The sequence below is a fragment of the Bradyrhizobium ontarionense genome (assembly GCF_021088345.1).
Lineage (GTDB): Bacteria > Pseudomonadota > Alphaproteobacteria > Rhizobiales > Xanthobacteraceae > Bradyrhizobium > Bradyrhizobium ontarionense.
This window is the reverse complement of the sequence record NZ_CP088156.1, coordinates 3,130,209-3,150,040: the sequence shown is the minus strand read 5'-3', so window position 1 is coordinate 3,150,040 and position 19,832 is coordinate 3,130,209. Positions and strand designations below refer to the sequence as shown.

Genomic DNA, 19,832 nt, shown 5'->3' with positions numbered 1-19,832 from the left:
CGGCAGAGGAGGGATTGCATGACGTCGCTCTTGGCCTTCGCAGGCGCCGCCGTGCTCGAGATCGCCGGCTGCTTCGCGTTCTGGGCCTGGTTGCGCCTCGGCCACTCTGCGCTGTGGCTCGTGCCCGGCGGCGTTGCGCTCGCCGGCTTTGCCACGCTGCTGACCCTGGCCGACAGCCCGCTCGCCGGCCGCGCCTACGCAGCCTATGGCGGCATCTACATCGCGGCCGCGCTGCTGTGGGGCTGGCTGGTCGAAGGCCATCGCCCGGACGTCTGGGACGTCGTAGGTGCGGTCATCTGCCTGATCGGCATGGCCGTGATCCTGTTCGCGCCGCGCGCGATGCCGGCCTAGCGCGCCGATGTCGTAGCCCGGATGAGCGAAGCGACATCCGGGGCCAACGCGAACGCTGTTGTGATCCCGGATGTCGCTTGCGCTCATCCGGGCTACGGAAGTGGTCACGTTCGAGCGAAGCGGATCGCCACCAGTCGCGCAGCGAGCGTATTTGCGGTAGACCGCATTCCTAATTTCGAACACGAACAGCGGAGGACCATCATGGGCACACTCATCAGCTTCAAGCGCCCCGACGGCCAGGAGGCCAAGGGCTATCTGGCCAAGGCCGCGCAGGCCAATGCGCCGGGCGTCGTCGTGATCCAGGAATGGTGGGGCCTGCAGGACCAGATCAAGGGCATGTGCGACCGCTTCGCGCTGGCCGGCTTCAATGCGCTGGCGCCGGACCTCTACAAGGGCACGGTGGTGCCCTATCACGACACGGACGCGGCGGGACGCGAGATGAACTCGCTCGACTTCATGGATGCGACCACGCAGACCGTGCGCGGCGCCGCGCAATATCTGGCGCGCAACGGCGCCAAGGTCGGCCTCACCGGCTTCTGCCTCGGCGGCGCCGTCACCATCATCGGCGCGACGAAGATCGACGAGCTCACGGCCGGGGTCGTGTTCTACGGCATTCCGCCGGAGCAGGCGGCCAGGCCCGCCGACGTCAAGATCCCGCTGCAGGCGCATTTCGCCAACACGGACGACTGGTGCACGCCGGCCGTGGTCGACGCGTTCGAGAAGGGGATGAAGGAGGCCGGCAAGTCGCTCGAGCTGTATCGCTACGACGCCGAGCATGCCTTCGTGAACGAGCAGCGCATGAATGTGCATGACCGCGCGGCCGCCGAGCTCGCCTGGGGCCGCGCCACGGCGTTCTTCCACAAGCATCTGGGCTGATGGGGCAGGAGCGCCGTGCGGTTCCGTCGATCGCGTCTGATCGCTGGAACTGTCGCGGGCGCGTACGTTTCTGCCGTCCTTCGAGGCGGCCGCCTCGGTCGGGGTCTCGGGAGCAGGGCTGCATTCAGGGCGATCAAAGACCCTCATGGCGAGGAGCGCCGCCTGCGGGCCTCTCGAACCATGAGGCCGGATGGCGGTTCGCCATCAGGCACTGAGCGAGCCTGCTTGTGATCGTCTTGCCGCTTATTCCGGAACAATCGCCGCAGCGCTGTCTCAGGTGAGCCGAACCGGCTTGAGGATGGTCGGCGCGGACCGATCGACGTCGTCTGCGGCCGTTTGATCGACCTGATCAGCCGGCAGCTCAACGCTGATCGGCGCGGAAGCGGAGATGCGCCTGCGCTTCGTCCTCTTCGCCTGCGCTTCGAGGAAGCAATCGAGCAGCGTCTGCTGCTTCGGAAGCGCATGCGACACGGAAGGCTGTTTGCCGCGGGCCATGTTAACCAAGGTAATTCAATATGGTTAACCAATCATTGCCACACTATTGCAGATAGACAACAGTGTTGCTCTCGGGTCAGGCCAAGTTATGTAACTTTTTGGGGCTGATGCAGCCAATGGTAGGTAAATACTAAGTGATACACGCGCGCAACATGAGGTTGTGACGCGCTGCACAGCTGTCGGCTGCAGTTTTTCCGCCTCCGGACGCTGCCGCCTCACCTCGAATCACCGTGAAAATGCGGGACTCTGAGCACTGATCACGTTCGAAAACGGGCCATCGCGTTCGTCGTTCGAACGTGATCGGGCCTTCTCTGTTTGCATTGCCGAAACAATCTGAGGTAGCGTTCTCCAGTTCTTCTGCCGACGGAGAGAACGGTGCCTGTCGCCTTTGCGCTGGCCGGGCTGGGCGGCCTGAACGCCCATGGCGCCGGTTTTCTCGACACCGCCCGCGCCTGGGGCGTCACGCCGGATCTGGTCACGGCGACGTCGGGCCAGATCCTGGTGGTGTCGGCGTGGCTCAGGGGTCTCGACCTGCGCCACCAGCTCATCTCCTCGGACCGCACCGCCGATCCGGCGGCGCAAGCACGCACGGTGATGTTCGGCCATCCCGGCGTATTTCGTCCCGCCTTTGCCGAGGCGCTGGCGCGCTTCGCGTCCTGGCCGGATTGGCGCGACAGTCCGTTCAACGTGATCGCCGACCGGTTGCTGCCGGCGCAGCAATATGTGCCCGTGCGCAGCGAAGCCGACTTCGCCGACGCGGCGGACACGCTCAACGCGACGCCGATCGGCATCGTGTTCAACACCTACGATCCCGAGGCGGGCGCCGGCTATCTCTACGGCAACGACGCCGCGCGGGCGCTGCTGCCGTTGGAGAAGTCGATCCGCAACACCCATGTCGCCAAGGCTCAGCGCTCGGCGGCGAAGCGCGACCTGCGCTATGCCTCGGACGTGACGGCCGAACGCGCCATCCGGCCGATCACGGCCGAGGCGGTCAAGGCCGCGCTCTGGCTCTCGCTCTATGGATTTGCGCATCTCCCCGGCGGACAGATGGACGGCGCCTATCATCGCGCCTGCATTGTCTCCGAGCTGCACGGCTTCGATCGCGTGTTCGCGGTGCGCCCGCTCGCCAACGGCTGGCAGGGCAAGGCGCCGCAAAACTGGTTCGAGGTGCAGGACTGGACCTACGAGATGTGGTTCTCGGTCGGCTACAAGGCCGAGGTCGATGCGCTCAAGCGCATCAACGACCTGATCGCCGCGGGTGTGATCACCGATCCGAAATTCAAGAGCGTGGACCTGGTCGAGATCCAGCCGGAGACGCCGGCCGGCTATTTCAACTACTTCGTCGAGCGCGGCGAGGTCTATGAGAACGCGGTGGTGGCGACGGAGCTGAAGTTTGCGGAGCTGGGATTGACGAAGCCGGAGAGCTGACGCGCGCCGGTGCAGTCGCCGAAAGCGGGGCGCCGCCTCGGTCTCCGCGATCGTCCCGGGCAGCGCTGTCGCGTATGAGGATCCGAGCTCGTGGTCGGCTGCCTCCACGCCGTCATGGCCGGCCATCCACGTCGTTCGACGTCCTGGAAGGACGCGGATGCCCGGGACGGAGCCCGGGCATGACGAGCAACCAATAAGCAGCTATCCTCGTTGCGAAGGTCCTTTGTCTTCATAGGCGATCGCCCTGGCCGTCAGGGAAGGGCACCCTCAACGCGGTGACGAGTCGGGCCCATCGAGGCGTTGGATTGCAAAGTGCAACTCGCAAAAGTCATCCTGGATCACGCATGACCATTGAGCCGATCACGTTCGTAGACCAGGAATCCGGCGGATCCAGTACGCCGCGGCCCCTCCGCATGAACCGCAGCGTCAGTGGAATACTGGATGCCCGCCTGCGCGGGCATGACGCCGGTGAAAACAGGTGCCGCCTCGTTTCTGGGCATCGACCACGGCAAATCAAGCGTTGGCTGCCGGGATGGGCTGCTCAAAGCGGGAGCGGCATCCGGAAAAGGTTCTGCCGCTTCCGAGACGGCGCGATCGTCGTTGATGTGCCCTCTCCCCTTGCGGGGCCCCTTGCGGGAGAGGGCATGTGTGACCGGTCGGCAAACTCGGTCGGGTGAGGGGTATGCCTCCACGAGCGCCGTTTGCGGAGAGAGACCCCTCACCCGACCGCGTGCGTGGATGGGCCGGAGATGCCCTCTCCCGCAAGGGGAGAGGGCGCTGTATCGCGCAGGCGCTCGCAGAAACTCGGCTGAAGCCGATCCTCTGGCGCATCCCGCCACCACCCCCGAATGTGCCCCTCCCGCCCTTGACCCCGGCCGTCCCGCGTGGTCAGTTCCGTGCCATGAGCACCCCCGTCCGCCCAGCCCGTCTCTGGTGGCGCACCTTGTAAAAGGTGGCCGGTGCGATTTGTCTGACATCCAATCGCTTAGGGGCCGCCACGCAGCGGCGGCTTCCGGTTGGTCCTGTGTGGCGTTTCCTCGGCAAGTTTCGTAAGAGGACACCATGAACAGGACCGTTTTCGCCCTCCCGGCGCTCAGCGACTACCGCACCCGTGGCGGGCTTGCGATCACGCGCGCCGCCGAGCAGTTTTCCGGTGGCGCCAGCCGCCTCGACGACCTGATCGACCTGCTGGATCGCCGCCGCGGCGTGGTGCTGTCGTCGGGCACCACCGTGCCCGGCCGCTATGACAGCTTCGACCTCGGTTTCGCCGATCCGCCGCTGGTGCTGGAGACCAAAGGCACCAACTTCACCCTGCAGGCGCTGAACCGCCGCGGCGAGGTCTTGATCGCCTTCCTCAAGGACACGCTGCGCGAGCCCTGCGTCGTCATCACCGAGGCTTCACCGGCGCGTCTGGCCGGCCACATCGTCCGCGGGCCCGCCCCGGTCGAGGAGGATCAGCGCACCCGGCGCGCCAGCGTGATGTCGCTGGTGCGGGCGCTGATCGCCGTCCTGTCGGCCAATGACGATCCGCTGCTCGGCCTGTTCGGCGCCTTCGCCTACGACCTCGTGTTCCAGATCGAAGATCTCGTCGAGAGGCGCCCGCGCGAGCAGGACCAGCGCGACATCGTGCTCTACGTGCCGGATCGCCTGTTGGCCTATGACCGTGCCACCGGCCGCGGCGTGGTGCTGTCTTACGATTTCGCCTGGAACGGCCAGTCGACCTCGGGCCTGCCGCGCGACACCGACGCCAGCATCTACCTGAAGGAGCCGCGCCAGGGCTTTGCCGACCATGCCCCCGGCGAATACCAGGCGACGGTCAAGAAAGCGCGCGCCGCGTTTGCCCGCGGCGACCTGTTCGAGGCGGTGCCCGGACAGCTTTTTGCCGAGCCGTGCGAGCGCTCGCCGGCGGAGGTGTTCCAGCGTCTCTGCCGCATCAACCCGTCGCCCTATGGCGCGCTGATGAATCTCGGCGACGGCGAGTTCCTGGTCTCCGCCTCGCCTGAGATGTTCGTCCGCTCCGACGGCCGCCGCGTCGAGACCTGCCCGATCTCCGGCACCATCGCGCGCGGCCGCGACGCCATCGGCGACGCCGAGCAGATCCGCCAGCTGCTGAACTCGGAGAAGGACGAGTTCGAGCTCAACATGTGCACCGACGTCGATCGCAACGACAAGGCGCGCATCTGCGTGCCCGGCACGATCAAGGTGCTGGCGCGCCGCCAGATCGAGACCTATTCGAAGCTGTTCCACACGGTGGATCACGTCGAGGGCATGCTGCGTCCGGGCTTCGACGCGCTCGACGCGTTCTTGACCCACGCCTGGGCGGTGACCGTGACCGGCGCGCCGAAACTGTGGGCGATGCAGTTCGTCGAGGACAACGAGCGCTCGCCGCGGCGCTGGTATGCCGGCGCCATCGGCGCGGTCAATTTCGACGGCTCGATCAACACCGGCCTCACCATCCGTACCATCCGGATGAAGGACGGGCTGGCCGAGGTCCGCGTCGGCGCCACCTGTCTGTTCGATTCAGATCCCGCGGCCGAGGATCGCGAGTGCCAGGTCAAGGCGGCCGCTTTGTTCCAGGCGCTGCGCGGCGATCCGCCGAAGCCGTTGTCGTCGACCGCGCCGGACGCCACCGGCTCCGGCAAGAACGTGCTCTTGATCGACCACGACGACTCGTTCGTGCACATGCTGGCCGATTATTTCCGCCAGGTCGGCGCCAACGTCACCGTGGTGCGCTATATCCATGCGCTGAAGATGCTGGCCGAGCGCAGCTGGGACCTCATCGTGCTGTCGCCGGGACCGGGCCGTCCGGAGGACTTCAAGATTTCCACCACCATCGATGCGGCGCTCGAGCGGAAGCTGCCGATCTTCGGGGTCTGTCTTGGCGTGCAGGCGATGGGCGAGTATTTCGGCGGCCGGCTCGGCCAGCTCGGCCATCCCGCGCATGGCCGGCCGTCGCGGGTTCAGGTGCGGGGCGGGCGCCTGATGAAGGGGCTGCCGAACGAGATCGTCATCGGCCGCTATCATTCGCTGTTCGTCGAGCGCGACGGCATGCCGGACGTGCTGACCGTCACGGCGGCGACCGAGGATGGCGTCGCGATGGCGATCGAGCACAAGACGCTGCCGGTGGGCGGCGTGCAGTTTCACCCGGAGTCGCTGATGTCGCTCGGCGATGCCGTGGGGTTGAGGATCGTGGAGAATGCGTTCCGGCTCAATCAGCCGGTGACATGAGGTCACCGTCATCGCGAGGAGCGTGAGCGACGAAGCGATCCAGACTTGTTTTCGGACTCCTGGATTGCTTCGCTTCGCTCGCAATGACGTAAATCTTCGCGATCACGGCCAAACAGGGCAACGAGAGCACGATGACGTTCGATCTGGACATCAAGAACACGGTCCGCACCATTCCGGACTACCCGAAGCCCGGCATCCTGTTCCGGGACATCACGACCTTGCTGGCGGACGCCCGTGCGTTCCGCCGCGCGGTGGACGAACTGGTGCATCCCTGGGCCGGCTCGAAGATCGACAAGGTCGCCGGCATCGAGGCGCGCGGCTTCATCCTTGGCGGCGCAGTGGCGCATCAGCTCTCGGCCGGCTTCGTGCCGATCCGCAAGAAGGGCAAGCTGCCGCACAAGACGGTCAGCATGTCCTACGCGCTGGAATACGGCACCGACGAGATGGAGATGCATGTCGACGCGGTCGAGCCCGGCGAGCGCGTGATCCTGGTCGACGACCTCATTGCCACCGGCGGCACGGCCGAGGGTGCGGTGAAGCTGTTGCGCCAGATCGGCGCCACGGTGGTCGCGGCCTGCTTCATCATCGACCTGCCGGATCTCGGCGGCGCCGCCAAGCTGCGTGCGCTCGACGTGCCCGTGCGCACGCTGATTGCGTTCGAGGGGCATTGAGGCGCGGTCGCAGCGGGCGTCAAGACCGCTGCATCAGGAGCTCCGTTTCGATCTCGCGCAGCGCGTAATAGTTGCGCCGGATCCACTGATAGAGCTCCGTCGACGGATCCTTTTCCTGGCGCAGATAGCCGGTGAAGGAAAACGAGTAACGTTCGATATAGGTTTTCAGGAAGTTGGGCAGGGCGGCGATGCGCAGGTGCTTGGCGCGGTTGTAGAGCGCCGGAAGGTCGTTGCGCAGCACGTGGTCGTTCTCGACCACGATCAGCTGGGGCAGCGGGATCTGGCGCCGCAGGGCGTCATAGGCGCGGGTCGAGACCCGGTCGCCCTCGGCGCAGTACAGCACGATCGGGACCACGTTCCGCCGCGAGGCCTCCTTCAAAAAGCCGATCTCCTCGGACATCTTGAAGAACTCGTCGAACGAGTAGTAGCCGAGGTCGATGACCTTGGCGATACCGTCATTGAGGATCACGCGATCCATCAGCTGGATCTTGCCGTAGGTGTCCTCGATCGACGCGGTTTCCGTGATCTGCGGCAGGAAGTCGAGCAGCGACGGCTCGCGCAAGGTGACGTCGAAGGCGAGCACCTGGCCGTTCTTCAGCAGCAGGAACTCGCTCAGCACCCGCGCAAGCAGCGTCTTCCCGGACTGCGGCCGGGGCGAGCAGACGATGTAGACGGGCGTCGCGGGCATCAGACCTATATCAGGTCAAACGCGGCGGCGATAAAGTCCCATCATTCACGGAGATGCTATTTTTCCCCGGTCGGACGCGGCGCCGCCGGCTTGGTCGATCCGACGATGTCGGTCAGCTTGATGCGGTCGAACTCGCTCCAGACATTGGCGAGCCAATGCCGGACATAGCCGCGCAGCACGAAGGAGTAGTTGGCGGCCTCGTCATGGGGGCCCTTGTTGGCGACGAATTTCAGGAACGGGACCGAGGCGACCTCGACCTGCTCGAACGCCATTTCATTGAGCTTGGGGATGGTCAGCTCGGTCGCATCCTTGATGCGGTGAAAGTAGGAATTGTAGGTCGACTGGTCCCACTCGAAGAAGCTCGTGTTGTTGATGAAGTTCTTCACCAGGAAGTACTTCGCGCCGACCATGTAGCTGGCGGTCTCGGCGATCTCGTCGAGCGAGGCGATCGACGAGCCCAGGATGTGGAACACCGCGAAGGTGATCTGGCCGGAGCGGGCGGCATCGAGGAAGCCGATGTCGCGCAGCGCGGCAAGCGTCGGCGACATCAGGCCGGCGCGGACGTCGATCACGGTCACCGAGGGCGCCACCGCGCTCAAGGTGTCGAAGATCTTCATCTGGTCCGGCGTCGAATTCATGTCGACGATCTCGGTGATCTCGGGATGGAAGCGCTTGAGCGTGCCGCGCGGATGCTCGGTATCGAACGCCCGGGTGGGGACGTTGTTGGCGCTGAAATAATCGAGCAACGTCCGCGACACCGTGGTCTTGCCGACCCCGCCCTTGTCCGCGCCCACCACAACCACTGCCGGTTTCGCCATGGAAAGTCCCTGGATCCTTTCGGGCCGGCCCGCGGCCAGCGCAATGCGTCTGCTTTGGGCGCGAACATGGCAGAAACGCTGGAGAATTCAAATTCATTGAAGCAAGGCGCCGGTGAAATTTGCGCCCTCGCTGCAACAGGCGCGAGCAACCGGGAGCATTCCGGCCGAAACCTTCGGTCCGGTCCGGAAACACTTGAGAGCGATTGGCAGAACGGCTGTCCGCAAGACGGGGACTGGCGCCCGAATCGCGCCTCAGGGGCACGTCAGTGCCGGCCCCAGGGCCCCGACGCGGGCGTCGTCCAGGGGCCTTGCGGAGGCGCCTGCGCCGGATCAGGCGGCGTGCTCGGACCGTCGCCGGTGCTCCAGGGCCCCGCTGGAGGCAGGGGCGGCGGACCATCGCCGTCGGCGGGTCCGGCAGCCTGGCCGTCGGTGGCGGCCGGGGAGCCCTCGTCGGACGGCAGCGCGAGCGGACCGGGGTCATGGCCGCCGGCAAACTTGATCAGTGCCTGGATGCGCGCGTCGACGGACGGGTGGGTGGCGAACAGGTCGGCAAAGCCTTCGCGCGGATTGTCGACGCACAATTCCATCACCGCGGAGGTGGCGCCGGGCAGCTCGCCGCGCCCCTCGATCTTGCGGAGCGCGCTGATCATCGCGTCCGGGTTCTTGGTGAGCTCGACCGAGCCGGCATCGGCGAGGTATTCGCGGGTGCGCGACAGCGCCAGCTTGACGACCTGGGAGAGGAGCCAGGCCAGCACGATCAGCACGACCGCAATGATCACCACGATGACGGCGCCGCCGCCCGAACTCTTGCGGTCGGAGGAGGACGACGACGAAGAGGAGGAGGACGACGAGGATCGGCCCCAGCCGCCGCCCCAGCTCATGTTGGTGAACAGCCGGAAGAACAATTCGCCGAAGAAGCCGACCACGCCGGCGATGATCACGGCGATCACCATGAGCTGGACGTCGCCGTTGCGGATGTGGGTGAGCTCGTGGCCGAGCACGGCCTCGATCTCCTGGTCGTCGAGGGCGTCGAGCAGACCGGTGGTCACGGTGACCGCGTATTGCCGCGGGTTGAGGCCGGTCGCGAACGCGTTCAGCGCCGGGCTGTCCATGATCTTCAGTCGGGGCATGGTGATGCCGCGTGAGATGCAGAGGTTTTCGAGCAGATTGTACAGCCGCGGCTGCTCCTGGCGGGTCACCGCGACCCCGCCCGTGACGGCATCGATCATCGCCTGATGGAAAAAATAGGCGATCACGATCCAGGCTGCCGCGGCGATCGTGGCCCAGGGCAGCGCCTTGATCAGGTCGCGCAAGGCGGCCTGCATGTAATAGGCGACGCTGCCGTCGCTGTTGATCATGACCTCGGCGATCAGCGCGCCGGCAAACACCAGCACGTAGATCAGCAGGAACAGGCCGCCGAGCAGCAGCATCGACCGGAATTTGTTCGATGCGATGTGGGTATAGAGACCATAAGCGGCCATCGGATCGAGCTCTTCAGGCGCGAGGGCTCAGGCTCAGAACTTGACGCTGGGCGCAGTCTCGACTTCGGCCCGGCTGGCGCCGAGACCGAAGAACTCCTTGCGGGTGAAGCCGAAGGTCCCGGCGAACAGCGCTGCAGGCATCTGCTGGATGCCGGTATTGTACTCCTGGACCGCGCTGTTGAAGAAGCGGCGGCTGGCTGCGATCTTGTTCTCGATGTCGGACAGCTCGCTGGCGAGCTGCTGGAAGTTGGCGTTGGCCTTGAGGTCCGGATACGCCTCCGAGAGCGCGATCAGGCGTCCCAGCGCGCCGGAGAGCTGGCCCTCGGCGGCGGAGACCTGGGCCGGCCCTTGGGCCGACATGGCGGCATTACGGGCCTTGATCACCTCGTCCAGCGTGCCGCGTTCATGTGCGGCGTAGCCTTTCACGGTCTCGACCAGGTTCGGGATCAGGTCGTGGCGCTGCTTGAGCTGGACGTCGATGTCGGCAAAGGCCTGGCCGACCCGCTGGCTGAGGGCGACCAGCCGGTTGTAGGCGCCGAAGGCGAACAGCACGAGGATGACGATGATGCCGAGGACGATCCAGCCGGACATGACGGGCTCCGAGGGAGAAGGCGGGAGGACAAGGCGGCCGACGCATGGCGGCGCCGCCGGTCCCCGGGAGGGCCGGCGTGCATTGGTCGCACTAAAGCGGATGCGCGTTCAACCCGTCGAGAGCGTCCGATCGTTCGCGGGCCGACCGGATCATCCGATCTCAGGCAACTGGGCAGCGATCGGGCAAGCTCAATAGGGCCGGGCGACGCGCCAGAGCTGGGCGGGATCGTGGCCCTTGACGTCGCCGGGGGCGCTGTCGAGCTGCGAGTTGTAGAGCGGGCGGTAACGATAGGCCCACATCTTCTTGCCGTCGGGGCGGGTGATCACGGTGAAATCGCCGCTGGCGACCGCGTTGTCGGGCGCGAGCAGCGGCGGTCGCTTCTCGGCGCAGGCGCCGTCGCAGGTCGACTTAGTGCCGGTATTGTCGCGCTCGGTATAGTAGAGGGTCATCCCCTTCGGGTCGACCAGGACGGGACCGTTCTTGCCGACGATGGCCTTGGCCGGCGGGCCCTCCTGCTTCGGTGCCGGAGGCGGCGCCGCGGATTCACCACCGTGGCCGTTTGCCAGGGCCGTTCCTGCCGAAGCCAGCAGCGTCACCGTGATCACCGTCATCCTGAACATCGAAATGCATTCCCGTATGAGCAGCGCATTCAGCGCCTGTTGCAGCTCACCGTAGCAAACGCGGATTATTCCCGGGTTTCGCGAAATTGCGAAAATGAGAGACAAACACGACCTGACGTTAACCACGCTCCGCGGGCGGAGGTATCTGCGCAACGCTCGGCGTCATACGCCGTCGCCCCACGTCCAGCGGCGCGCGGCTGCGAAGGCGGCCTTGTCCCGCCGGGGAATGCTGACGGTTCGCGCCTGGCCATCAGCTTCGCATAGCTTGGCCGTCACCCCGATCTTGGTGGTCAATGCCGGTGCGAGCACACGCGCAGCCGGCCGCTGTGCCGCAGGCTCGCGTGTCAGCGCGACATAGCTAAATTTCTCATCCTCGAAGGGGACGTCCGCGCCCTTGATCTGCCGGTGGGCTCGCGAGCGGGCCAGCCGCTGCGCGAAGTGGCACCAGTCCGGTGCTACAAGCGGACAAGCCGCCGCGTGCGGGCAGGGGGCGGCGACGTGAGAACCGGCGGCGATGAGGCGGTCGCGCGCGGCGATGATGCGCTGATAGCCCGCCGGCGTGCCGGGCTCGACGATGAGGAGAGTGTCGCCGGTTCTGGCCCACAGCGCATCGATGATGCCCGGGCGTTCGGCGTCGGTCAGCTCGCCGATCATGTAGCTGGCGATGACGAGGTCGGCGCTCGTGGCGCACTCGCGCAGCGCCCGCGCCGGGCCGAGCGTGTAGGCGAGATCGCGCAGGCGCATCGTCTCTCCGGCGAGCGCAAGCGCCAGCGCGCGCAACGCGGGATTGGCGTCGATGGCATCGAAGGATGCCAGCGACGAAAAGGCTTCAGTTGCCGCAAAGCTCGCGGTGCCCGGCCCGGCGCCGACATCGAGCAGCGACGTCGGGGCGAAGTCCGGGCTCGCCTGCATCACGGCGTTCAGGCTGGCTGCAACGGCCGCGTAGGTCGCCGGCATCCGCACGGTGGCGTAGGCGATCGCGTCGGCTTCGCTGGTGATCGTTCCTGAATTGCCGCCGCTACGATAGGAATCCGAGATGCGGGTCGCGCGAACAGCCGCATCCTGCCGCGAATGCCCATGCAGCTTGCCTTCCAGGGCGGCCTTGAGGTGAGCGGGCAGGTCAGGAGAAATCATTGATGGTTGTCATCGTCCGGAGCGTTCGCGCATGATCGATGTGCGTCCTGAAAGAGGATGGCTGGCGTCTGGGGTGCGGAGCGAGCAATGCACAAATCGGCCGTGGGAAGGAAGCTCAGGCGATGGGGAGGGATCGGACTCCTCGGTGTGATCGCATTGGTCATCGTTGAATTAGCCCGTTCTGGCCCTCTGGGCTACCGCCCCTATTATTATTTGGCCATGCTGCTGCGTGAGCCACTCGACATTTGGCGCACTCAGCCGAGCGGGTTTTACAATGGCACGTTTCACGCGCGCGGCAAGTCGCTCCTGATATGCCCGGCGAGCGTCTGCAAGTCTGCCGAGAAAATCGACGTTGAGCCGCCCATCTTAAATGGATCGGCGGAGGAACTGATGGCGCGTCTCGACGCGGTCATCATGGCGGAGGCCGGAGCAGGTCGGGGCTATCAGCCTCCTGACAATTCGCTGCGAGCGCGCTACATCATGCGCTCATCATGGCTTGGATTGCCGGAGACCGTCGATGTCATCGTCATCCCTATCGACGACACGCACGCGACATTCGCGCTCTACGCGCGTGACCTCATCCGGGAGCTTGCCCCGGACCGGTCCGAGCGCACCGCGCGTTGGCTGTCAGCCTTGCGCGATGCACACTGAAACTGGGTTACGCCACCTGCTGGTCGAGGATCTTCACGGCCTCGTCGAGCGCGACCGAGACGAGCTGCGACACGCCGCGCTCGGCCATGGTGACGCCGAACAGCCGGTTCATGCGCGCCATGGTGATCGGATTGTGGGTGATGATGATGAAGCGGGTCTCGGTTGATCCCTTCATCTCGTGCAGCAGGTTGCAGAAGCGTTCGACGTTGTGGTCGTCGAGCGGCGCGTCGACCTCGTCCAGCACGCAGATCGGCGACGGGTTGGTGAGGAACACCGCGAAGATCAGCGCCATCGCCGTCAGCGCCTGCTCGCCGCCCGACAAGAGCGACAGCGTCTGCGGCTTCTTGCCCGGCGGCTTGGCGATGATCTCGAGGCCGGCCTCGAGCGGATCGTCGCTCTCGATCAGATGCAGCGCGGCCTCGCCACCGCCGAACAGCTCGGTGAACAGACGCTTGAAGTGATCGTTGACGGTCTCGAACGAGGCCTGCAGACGCTCGCGCGCCTCCTTGTTCAGGCTCTGGATGCCCTGGCGCAGCCGCTTGATGGCCTCGACCAGATCGTCGCGCTCGGTCGTCAGCGCGGTGTGCGAGCCCTCGACCTCGATGAGCTCTTCCTCGGCGCGCAAATTGACGGCGCCGAGCCGCTCGCGATCGCGGCGCAGCTTCTCCAGGCTGTCCTCGATCTCGTGCTGCGGCGGCAGCTGCGTGTCCGGGCCGATCTCGGCCATGGCGGCAACGGCCTGCGGCTCGCATTCGAGCATGTCGTGGATCTCGCGCTCGACATCGGCGACCCGGCGCTTGGCGCTTTCGAGCCGCTCCTCGGCACGGGCTGCGGCCTCGCGCGACTTCGACAGCGCCTCCAGCGAGGCCTTGGCGGCGCGATCGGTGTCGCCCATCGCGCCCTCGGCTTCGGCCAGCGCGTCGGCCGCGACCTGGCGCTCGCCTTCGGCGATGCCGAGCTCGTCGATCAGCGCGCTGCGCTTCTCGGCAAAGATCTCCGGCGCGTTATCGAGCTCGGCGCGCTCGTCCTTCACCTCGGCGATGCGGGCCTCGATGGTGGCGATCTGCGAGCCGGCGCCGCGGATGCGGTTGAACCAGTCGTTGCGCTCGCCGATGATCGCCTGCAGGCGGCGGTCGGCCAGTTCAGCTTCGCGCGCCAGCGCCTGGGCCTCGGCGCGGACCTGCGCCGCGGCCCGCCGCTTGGCCTCGATGTCGGCGCGCACGGCCATCAGCCGTGCCTCGGCTTCGGTGGTCGGCGGCAGCCCCTCGATCGCCTCCAGCGCATTCTCATGCAGCTCGGCGATCTCGGCGCGGTCATGGGCGAGGCGGGTCGACGCCTCGACCAGCGCCGATTTGCGCGCCGAATGCCGGTTGATCTCGCGCTCGGCATTGGCATGGCGCTCGCGCGCCGAGTTGACCTCGCGCTGCGCGGCGCGCCAGGCTTCGCGGCCGGCGCTCTCGGCGGCGGCGGCCGCTTTGACCTCGGCCTCGGCGCTCTCCAGCGCCTGGCGCTTGTTGGACGCATCGATGCGCGCCTGCTCGAGCTCGGCTTCGATATCGATCAGGCGGGCGCGCTCGGCGAGGCGCCGTGCCGCGCCGGTCGGCGCATGCGCCGCCGCGATGAAGCCGTCCCAGCGCCAGACGTCGCCTTCGGGCGAGACCAGCCGTTGGCCGGTCCGCAGCTGCGACACCAGCTGGGCGCCGCGATCCCGCGACACCACGCCGATCTGCGCCAGCCGGCGGGAGAGCTCCGGCGGCGCCTGGACATAGGCGGCGAGCGGCTCGACGCCATCCGGCAGCGCGGGATCGGTGACCTCGGCGCCGGCCACCGTCCAGTGCATCGGCGCCGACGCATCGACCGGCGCATCGAGGTCGTCGCCGAGCACGGCGCCGAGCGCCTTCTCATAACCCTTGGCGACCGTGACGCCGTCGATGATCGGCGGCCACAGGTTCTTGGTCTCGCTGTTGACCATCTTGGAGATGGTCCGCGCCTCGGTTTCGAGCCGCTGCACGCGCTTGTCGGCTTCGGCGAGCGGGGCGCGCGAGGCTTCGAGCTTCTGGCGCGCGGTTGCCTGCGCGGACTCGTTGCTCTGCACCGACGCTTCCGCCTGGGCCTCGGCCTCTTCAGCCGCTTCGAGCGTGGCCGCGAGCGTATCGAGATCGCCGAGATGGGCGGTCTCCTGCGCGAGCCGCTCCTCGTCGCCGCGGACGTTGGCGATGTCCTGGTCGAGCCGGGCGAGACGATCGCGATGGCTGCGAACGTTGGCCTCGAGCTGATTGCGCCGCGCCGTGAGATCGGCGAGCTGCGTCGTCAGCTCGGTGAACTGACGTTCGGTTTCGGTGAGATGGGCCTCGGCCTCGGCGACGCGCTCGTCGACGCCGCTGCGCATTTCGACGCGCGCCTTGATCTCTTCCTTGAGCTCGGCGTCTTCGGTTTCCAGGCGCTGCAGCGCGACCTGGGCGTCCTGGTTCTGCTGCTGCTCGCGCGCGACGTCGGCGGTGAGCTGCATCAGACGGCGGTCGAGCTCGCCGGCACGGTCCTTGGCGCGCAGCTCCTCGCGGTCGAGCAGGTCACGGGCGTTCTTCAGCCGCTGCATCGTCGCCGCGGCACGCGCCTCGGCCTCGCGCAACGCCGGCAGATGCGAGGCGCGGATCGCCTGGATGCGGGCCGATTCGGCCTGCTCGCGGGTCCGCTCCGCCATCTCGCGCACGCTGACATCGTGCACACGGGCGGCGTCGTTTAGATCCGCATGCGCGCCCATCCAGCGCATATGATAGAGCGTGGCTTCGGCCTTGCGCACCTTGGCCGCGACCTCGCGATAGCGGATCGCCTGGCGCGCCTGCTTGCGCAGCCCTTCCATCTGGCCGGAGAGCTGGCCGATGACGTCCTCGACGCGCAGCAGATTCGTCTCGGCCGCCTTCAATCGCAGCTCGGCCTCATGGCGGCGCGCATGCAGGCCGGCGACGCCGGCGGCGTCTTCGAGCACGCGGCGGCGCTGCTCAGGTTTTGCTTGAATGATCTCGCCGATCTTGCCCTGGTGGACGAGCGCGGGCGAGCGCGCGCCGGTGGCGGCGTCGGCGAACAGGATCTGCACGTCGCGCGCGCGCACGTCGCGGCCGTTGATCCGATACACCGAGCCCGCCTCGCGTTCGATGCGGCGCGAGATCTCGAGAATGTCGCGGTCGTTCACGGCCGCCGGCGCGGTGCGATCGCTGTTGTCGATCGTCATCACCACTTCGGCGTGGTTGCGCGACGGTCGCGTATTCGAGCCGGAGAAGATCACGGCGTCCATGTCGGCGGCGCGCAGCGATTTGTGCGAGGTCTCACCCATCGCCCAGCGCAGCGCCTCGACCAGATTCGACTTGCCGCAGCCGTTCGGACCGACGACGCCGGTGAGGCCGGGTTCGATCACGAAGTCAGTCGGTTCGACGAACGTCTTGAAACCGTGAAGACGAAGACGGGTGAGTTTCATGCACAGATTCTCTGTTGGCGGGAGACGAATCTCCCAGCCCCGACAATACCATGGAAGGCAATGTCAATGTGGACTGAGTCGCCTTGGCGCCCCATTCTAGGGGCCGGACAATGGCGAGAGCGGCCCGCGAGGGCAACCCGCCGCCCCTGCTTTTCCAAGGCTTTCTCGTGGCGATCAGCCCACGAAACAGAAGCGGCCCCATCAAGGGGCCGCACTGTGTCTCATAGGACTCAGTGATTCGAATCAGCTCTTCAGAAGCGGGTTGATCTTCTTCTGGAACTCCTCGATCGAGGTCTCGCCCTTGATCTTCTCACCGTTGATGAAGAAGGTCGGCGTCGAATCGACTTTAAGAACGTCGCTCGCATACTTCTGATCAGCGGCGATCTTGTCGAGCAGCGCCTGGTCCTTGAGGCAGGCCTCGACCTGCTGCTGGCTCAGCCCGGCCTGCTTGCCGATCCGCGTCAGCGTCTCCGTGGTGTTCTTCACCACCCAGTCGTTCTGCGAGCGGAACAGCATGTCGGTGACGGCGAAGTACTTCTGCGAATCGCCGTTGGCGATGCAGCGCGTCAGCATCGAGCCGGCGGCGGCTTTGATGTCGAGCGGGAACTCGCGGAAGATGTAGCGGACCTTGCCGGTATCGATGTATTCGGCCTTCAGCTTCGGGAACACGGTCGCGTTGAACGCCGCGCAATGCGGGCAGGTCATCGAGGCATATTCGGTGATGGTGACTGCGGCATCCGCCGGGCCGAGCACCATGTCGGGCAGCGACACCGGCTTGGCGACGTCGGTGGCGCTCTGCGCGAAGGCGTCCGAGATCAGCCGCAGCGGGGACAGCCCGGCCAGGGCGGCGAGGCCGGTCAGGGACAGGGCGGCGGTGAAGGCGCGGCGGGTGATGATCAAGGCTCTGCTCCGAAATGGGCGCATCTCGCGCCTGAAACGCTCATAACTTGGCTTTTCGCTAGCTTGAAACCCACCCGGAGGCAATGCCGGGCCGCAAAGCGGGATCGAAGGGGGAGTGTCAATTTCGCTTGATGGCGGCACCCAGGCGGGCGAGCGCGTCACGCAGGGCGTCGTCCTCGATCGCGGTCAAGCTCTCGGCGACTTCCGCCACCGCTTTCGGATCAGGCGGCGGCGGGCGGCGCTTCACGGGTGGCCGCGACAGCGGGCCCTGGCGCAGCGCCAGCTTGCCGACGGCATGCCAGCCGAAGAACCGGTTCACCCGCTCCAGGATCACGTCGGATGAATGCTGGATCTCCAGCGCCATCGGCCCCTCGACGCGCAAAATGAGGGTTGCCGGCTCCTGCGGCTGGCCCTCGACCGGCCGCGGCCACTGCATCTTGAGCGGCTGGGCATGGTCGGCGATGTCGCGGCCGGCGATCTCCGGCCAGCGGGTGACGAGCTCGCGCGCCGCAAAGCCCTGCTTGGCATAGGCGGCCGACAGCACGTCGCCCAGCATGAGCGACAGGGGCTTGGCAGTGAGGCGGCCGGGCTTTGCCATGATGTACGGGCTTCTCGTGGTCTGCCGTCAGTCCGAGCCGCCGGGGACTCGAAGAAAGCCGTGGATGCCGCAGACGAGACGGCAGTCCAGCGGGCGACGATGGCTCCTGACGTACTAGATTGGGCCGATGGTGTCATCAGCCCTTCCTTCCAAGCGCAAGAGTCAGCCAGAGAAGAGCCAGCCAGAGAATCGTGGCTCGGCCGAGCGTCCCGCGCAACTGCTCGCCTGGTACGACCGCCACCGCCGGCGGCTGCCCTGGCGCGCGCCAGCCGGGCAGCGCTCCGATCCGTATCGCGTCTGGCTGTCTGAGATCATGCTGCAGCAGACCACGGTGAAGGCGGTCGGGCCGTATTTCGAGAAGTTCCTGGCGCGCTGGCCGGAGGTCTCAGCGCTCGGCAGCGCTGATCTCGACGACGTGCTGCGGATGTGGGCCGGCCTCGGCTATTATTCGCGGGCGCGCAATCTGCATGCCTGCGCCGTCATCGTGATGCGCGCGCATGCCGGCGTGTTCCCGGACACGGAGGAGGGGCTGCGCGCGCTGCCCGGCATCGGTCCCTACACGGCTGCGGCGATTGCCGCGATCGCCTTCGATCGCCTGACCATGCCGGTCGATGGCAACATCGAGCGCGTCGTCTCGCGGCTGTTTGCCGTGGAAGAGGCGTTGCCGCAGGCCAAGCCGCAGATCCAGGCGCTGGCGGCCACGCTGCTCGGACCGTCCCGCGCCGGCGACAGCGCGCAGGCGCTGATGGATCTCGGCGCCACCATCTGCACGCCGAAGAAGCCGGCCTGCGCTCTCTGTCCGCTGAACGAGAACTGCGCGGCGCGCGAGCGCGGCGACCAGGACACGTTCCCGCGCAAGGCCGCCAAGAAGACCGGCGCACTGCGCCGCGGCGCGGCCTTCGTCGTTGTCAGAGGCGAGGAGGTGCTGGTGCAGTCGCGCCCCGCGAAGGGGCTGCTCGGCGGCATGACCGAGGTGCCGGGCTCGGAGTGGCTGGCCGGCCAGGAGGATGCGGCGGCACTGGCGCAGGCGCCGGAGCTGGCCGACGTGAAACGCTGGCACCGCAGGCTGGGCGTCGTCACCCATGTGTTCACGCATTTCCCGCTGGAGCTCGTGGTCTACACGGCCAAGGTGCCCGCACGGACGCGCGCGCCGAACGGCATGCGCTGGGTGCCGATCGCGACGCTGGACGGCGAGGCGCTGCCCAACGTGATGCGCAAGGTCGTGGTGCATGGGCTGGGGGAGTGAGGCTGCGCGTATGAGGGAGGCTGAAGGCGCTTCGCGAGCCGGCTGATGTAGGGTGGGCAAAGGCGCGCCCCGACAGGGCACGCCTCATGCCGCGCTCTCGCGCGCGCCGTGCCCACCGTTTTGGTTGGTTAAGTGCACTGTCACCGTAACCCCTGCTGCTCCGCCGTCTTGACCGGCACGTAACGCATCCGCGGCCGGCTCGATGCCTCACACAGCGCCTCTGCGTCTCGCCCGTCGTTCTTGTTGCGCTGAACGTATGGCTTCACCAGTTGCGGGGCGATCAGCTTGACCGTGTGCCCCAGCTTACCGAGCTCACGCGCCAGATTGTGCGCGGCCCCGCAGGCTTCCATCACCACCACCGTCGGCGGCAACTTGCCAAAAAACTCCATCATCGCCTTGCGCGTAAGGCGTGTGCGCAGAACCACGCTCTCCGACGCGTCCACCCCATGCAGTTGAAAAATATACTTCGACGTATCCAGCCCGATGCGGATAATCTGGCTCACGGACGGCTCCCTGGTATGAGACTTCGACAACCTCATTCTGGCACAACTGATGCCGTAGGGGGCCGTCCACACCATCACCC

The 19,832-nt window shown here is 66.6% G+C and carries 16 protein-coding genes and 1 pseudogene; 7 read left to right on the top strand and 10 right to left on the bottom strand.

The window, feature by feature from the left end:
- The first annotated feature begins 18 nt into the window (after positions 1 to 18).
- The 5 genes from LQG66_RS14230 to LQG66_RS14210 all read left to right on the top strand — a co-directional run bounded on the left by LQG66_RS14230 (position 19) and on the right by LQG66_RS14210 (position 7,049).
- On the top strand, positions 19 to 351 hold the full coding sequence (locus LQG66_RS14230) for a YnfA family protein (protein ID WP_231326843.1): 333 nt from the start codon (positions 19 to 21) through the stop codon (positions 349 to 351).
- A gap of 201 nt (positions 352 to 552) precedes the next feature.
- Complete coding sequence (locus tag LQG66_RS14225) at positions 553 to 1,227, top strand: dienelactone hydrolase family protein (RefSeq protein ID WP_231326842.1); 675 nt, start codon at positions 553 to 555, stop codon at positions 1,225 to 1,227.
- Positions 1,228 to 2,097: 870 nt separating this feature from the next.
- Positions 2,098 to 3,150 (top strand): hypothetical protein, encoded by a 1,053-nt coding sequence (locus LQG66_RS14220; RefSeq protein ID WP_231326841.1) that lies wholly within the window; start codon positions 2,098 to 2,100, stop codon positions 3,148 to 3,150.
- Positions 3,151 to 4,212: 1,062 nt separating this feature from the next.
- On the top strand, positions 4,213 to 6,378 hold the full coding sequence (locus tag LQG66_RS14215; protein ID WP_231326840.1) for an anthranilate synthase component I: 2,166 nt from the start codon (positions 4,213 to 4,215) through the stop codon (positions 6,376 to 6,378).
- A gap of 131 nt (positions 6,379 to 6,509) precedes the next feature.
- Complete coding sequence (locus tag LQG66_RS14210; RefSeq protein ID WP_015668625.1) at positions 6,510 to 7,049, top strand: adenine phosphoribosyltransferase; 540 nt, start codon at positions 6,510 to 6,512, stop codon at positions 7,047 to 7,049.
- 19 nt (positions 7,050 to 7,068) lie between these two features.
- Here LQG66_RS14210 and LQG66_RS14205 read toward each other — a convergent pair whose 3' ends face one another.
- The 6 genes from LQG66_RS14205 to LQG66_RS14180 all read right to left on the bottom strand — a co-directional run bounded on the left by LQG66_RS14205 (position 7,069) and on the right by LQG66_RS14180 (position 12,382).
- A complete protein-coding gene (locus tag LQG66_RS14205) occupies positions 7,069 to 7,737 on the bottom strand; it encodes a hypothetical protein (protein WP_231326839.1) in 669 nt (222 codons plus the stop codon).
- Positions 7,738 to 7,793: 56 nt separating this feature from the next.
- The gene (locus LQG66_RS14200; RefSeq protein WP_231326838.1) at positions 7,794 to 8,555 is read right to left on the bottom strand and encodes a P-loop NTPase family protein; all 762 of its coding nucleotides are present in this window, start codon (positions 8,553 to 8,555) and stop codon (positions 7,794 to 7,796) included.
- A gap of 263 nt (positions 8,556 to 8,818) precedes the next feature.
- Positions 8,819 to 10,036 carry a M48 family metallopeptidase gene (locus LQG66_RS14195; RefSeq protein WP_231326837.1) on the bottom strand — a complete coding sequence of 406 codons (1,218 nt, stop codon included), beginning with the start codon at positions 10,034 to 10,036 and terminating at the stop codon, positions 8,819 to 8,821.
- Positions 10,037 to 10,069: 33 nt separating this feature from the next.
- Entirely contained in the window at positions 10,070 to 10,627 is a 558-nt protein-coding gene (locus LQG66_RS14190) for a LemA family protein (protein WP_231326836.1), read from the bottom strand.
- Positions 10,628 to 10,816: 189 nt separating this feature from the next.
- The gene (locus tag LQG66_RS14185; RefSeq protein WP_231326835.1) at positions 10,817 to 11,248 is read right to left on the bottom strand and encodes a COG4315 family predicted lipoprotein; all 432 of its coding nucleotides are present in this window, start codon (positions 11,246 to 11,248) and stop codon (positions 10,817 to 10,819) included.
- 162 nt (positions 11,249 to 11,410) lie between these two features.
- A complete protein-coding gene (locus tag LQG66_RS14180; protein ID WP_231326834.1) occupies positions 11,411 to 12,382 on the bottom strand; it encodes a small ribosomal subunit Rsm22 family protein in 972 nt (323 codons plus the stop codon).
- A gap of 87 nt (positions 12,383 to 12,469) precedes the next feature.
- Between LQG66_RS14180 and LQG66_RS14175 the strand changes: the two genes are divergently transcribed.
- Positions 12,470 to 13,033 (top strand): hypothetical protein, encoded by a 564-nt coding sequence (locus LQG66_RS14175; protein WP_231326833.1) that lies wholly within the window; start codon positions 12,470 to 12,472, stop codon positions 13,031 to 13,033.
- Between the two features lie 7 nt (positions 13,034 to 13,040).
- Here LQG66_RS14175 and smc read toward each other — a convergent pair whose 3' ends face one another.
- The 3 genes from smc to LQG66_RS14160 all read right to left on the bottom strand — a co-directional run bounded on the left by smc (position 13,041) and on the right by LQG66_RS14160 (position 18,003).
- The gene (smc, locus tag LQG66_RS14170) at positions 13,041 to 16,505 is read right to left on the bottom strand and encodes a chromosome segregation protein SMC (protein WP_231326832.1); all 3,465 of its coding nucleotides are present in this window, start codon (positions 16,503 to 16,505) and stop codon (positions 13,041 to 13,043) included.
- A 243-nt stretch (positions 16,506 to 16,748) separates the two neighbouring features.
- Positions 16,749 to 17,405 carry a DsbA family protein gene (locus LQG66_RS14165; RefSeq protein WP_231326831.1) on the bottom strand — a complete coding sequence of 219 codons (657 nt, stop codon included), beginning with the start codon at positions 17,403 to 17,405 and terminating at the stop codon, positions 16,749 to 16,751.
- Between the two features lie 118 nt (positions 17,406 to 17,523).
- A complete protein-coding gene (locus LQG66_RS14160; RefSeq protein ID WP_231326830.1) occupies positions 17,524 to 18,003 on the bottom strand; it encodes a DUF721 domain-containing protein in 480 nt (159 codons plus the stop codon).
- A 127-nt stretch (positions 18,004 to 18,130) separates the two neighbouring features.
- Between LQG66_RS14160 and mutY the strand changes: the two genes are divergently transcribed.
- The gene (gene mutY, locus LQG66_RS14155; protein ID WP_231326829.1) at positions 18,131 to 19,249 is read left to right on the top strand and encodes an A/G-specific adenine glycosylase; all 1,119 of its coding nucleotides are present in this window, start codon (positions 18,131 to 18,133) and stop codon (positions 19,247 to 19,249) included.
- 152 nt (positions 19,250 to 19,401) lie between these two features.
- Here the strand turns inward: mutY and LQG66_RS14150 are convergent.
- Positions 19,402 to 19,752 (bottom strand): annotated as a pseudogene (locus LQG66_RS14150) (IS110 family transposase); the annotation flags it as partial.
- Between the last annotated feature and the right edge of the window lie 80 nt (positions 19,753 to 19,832).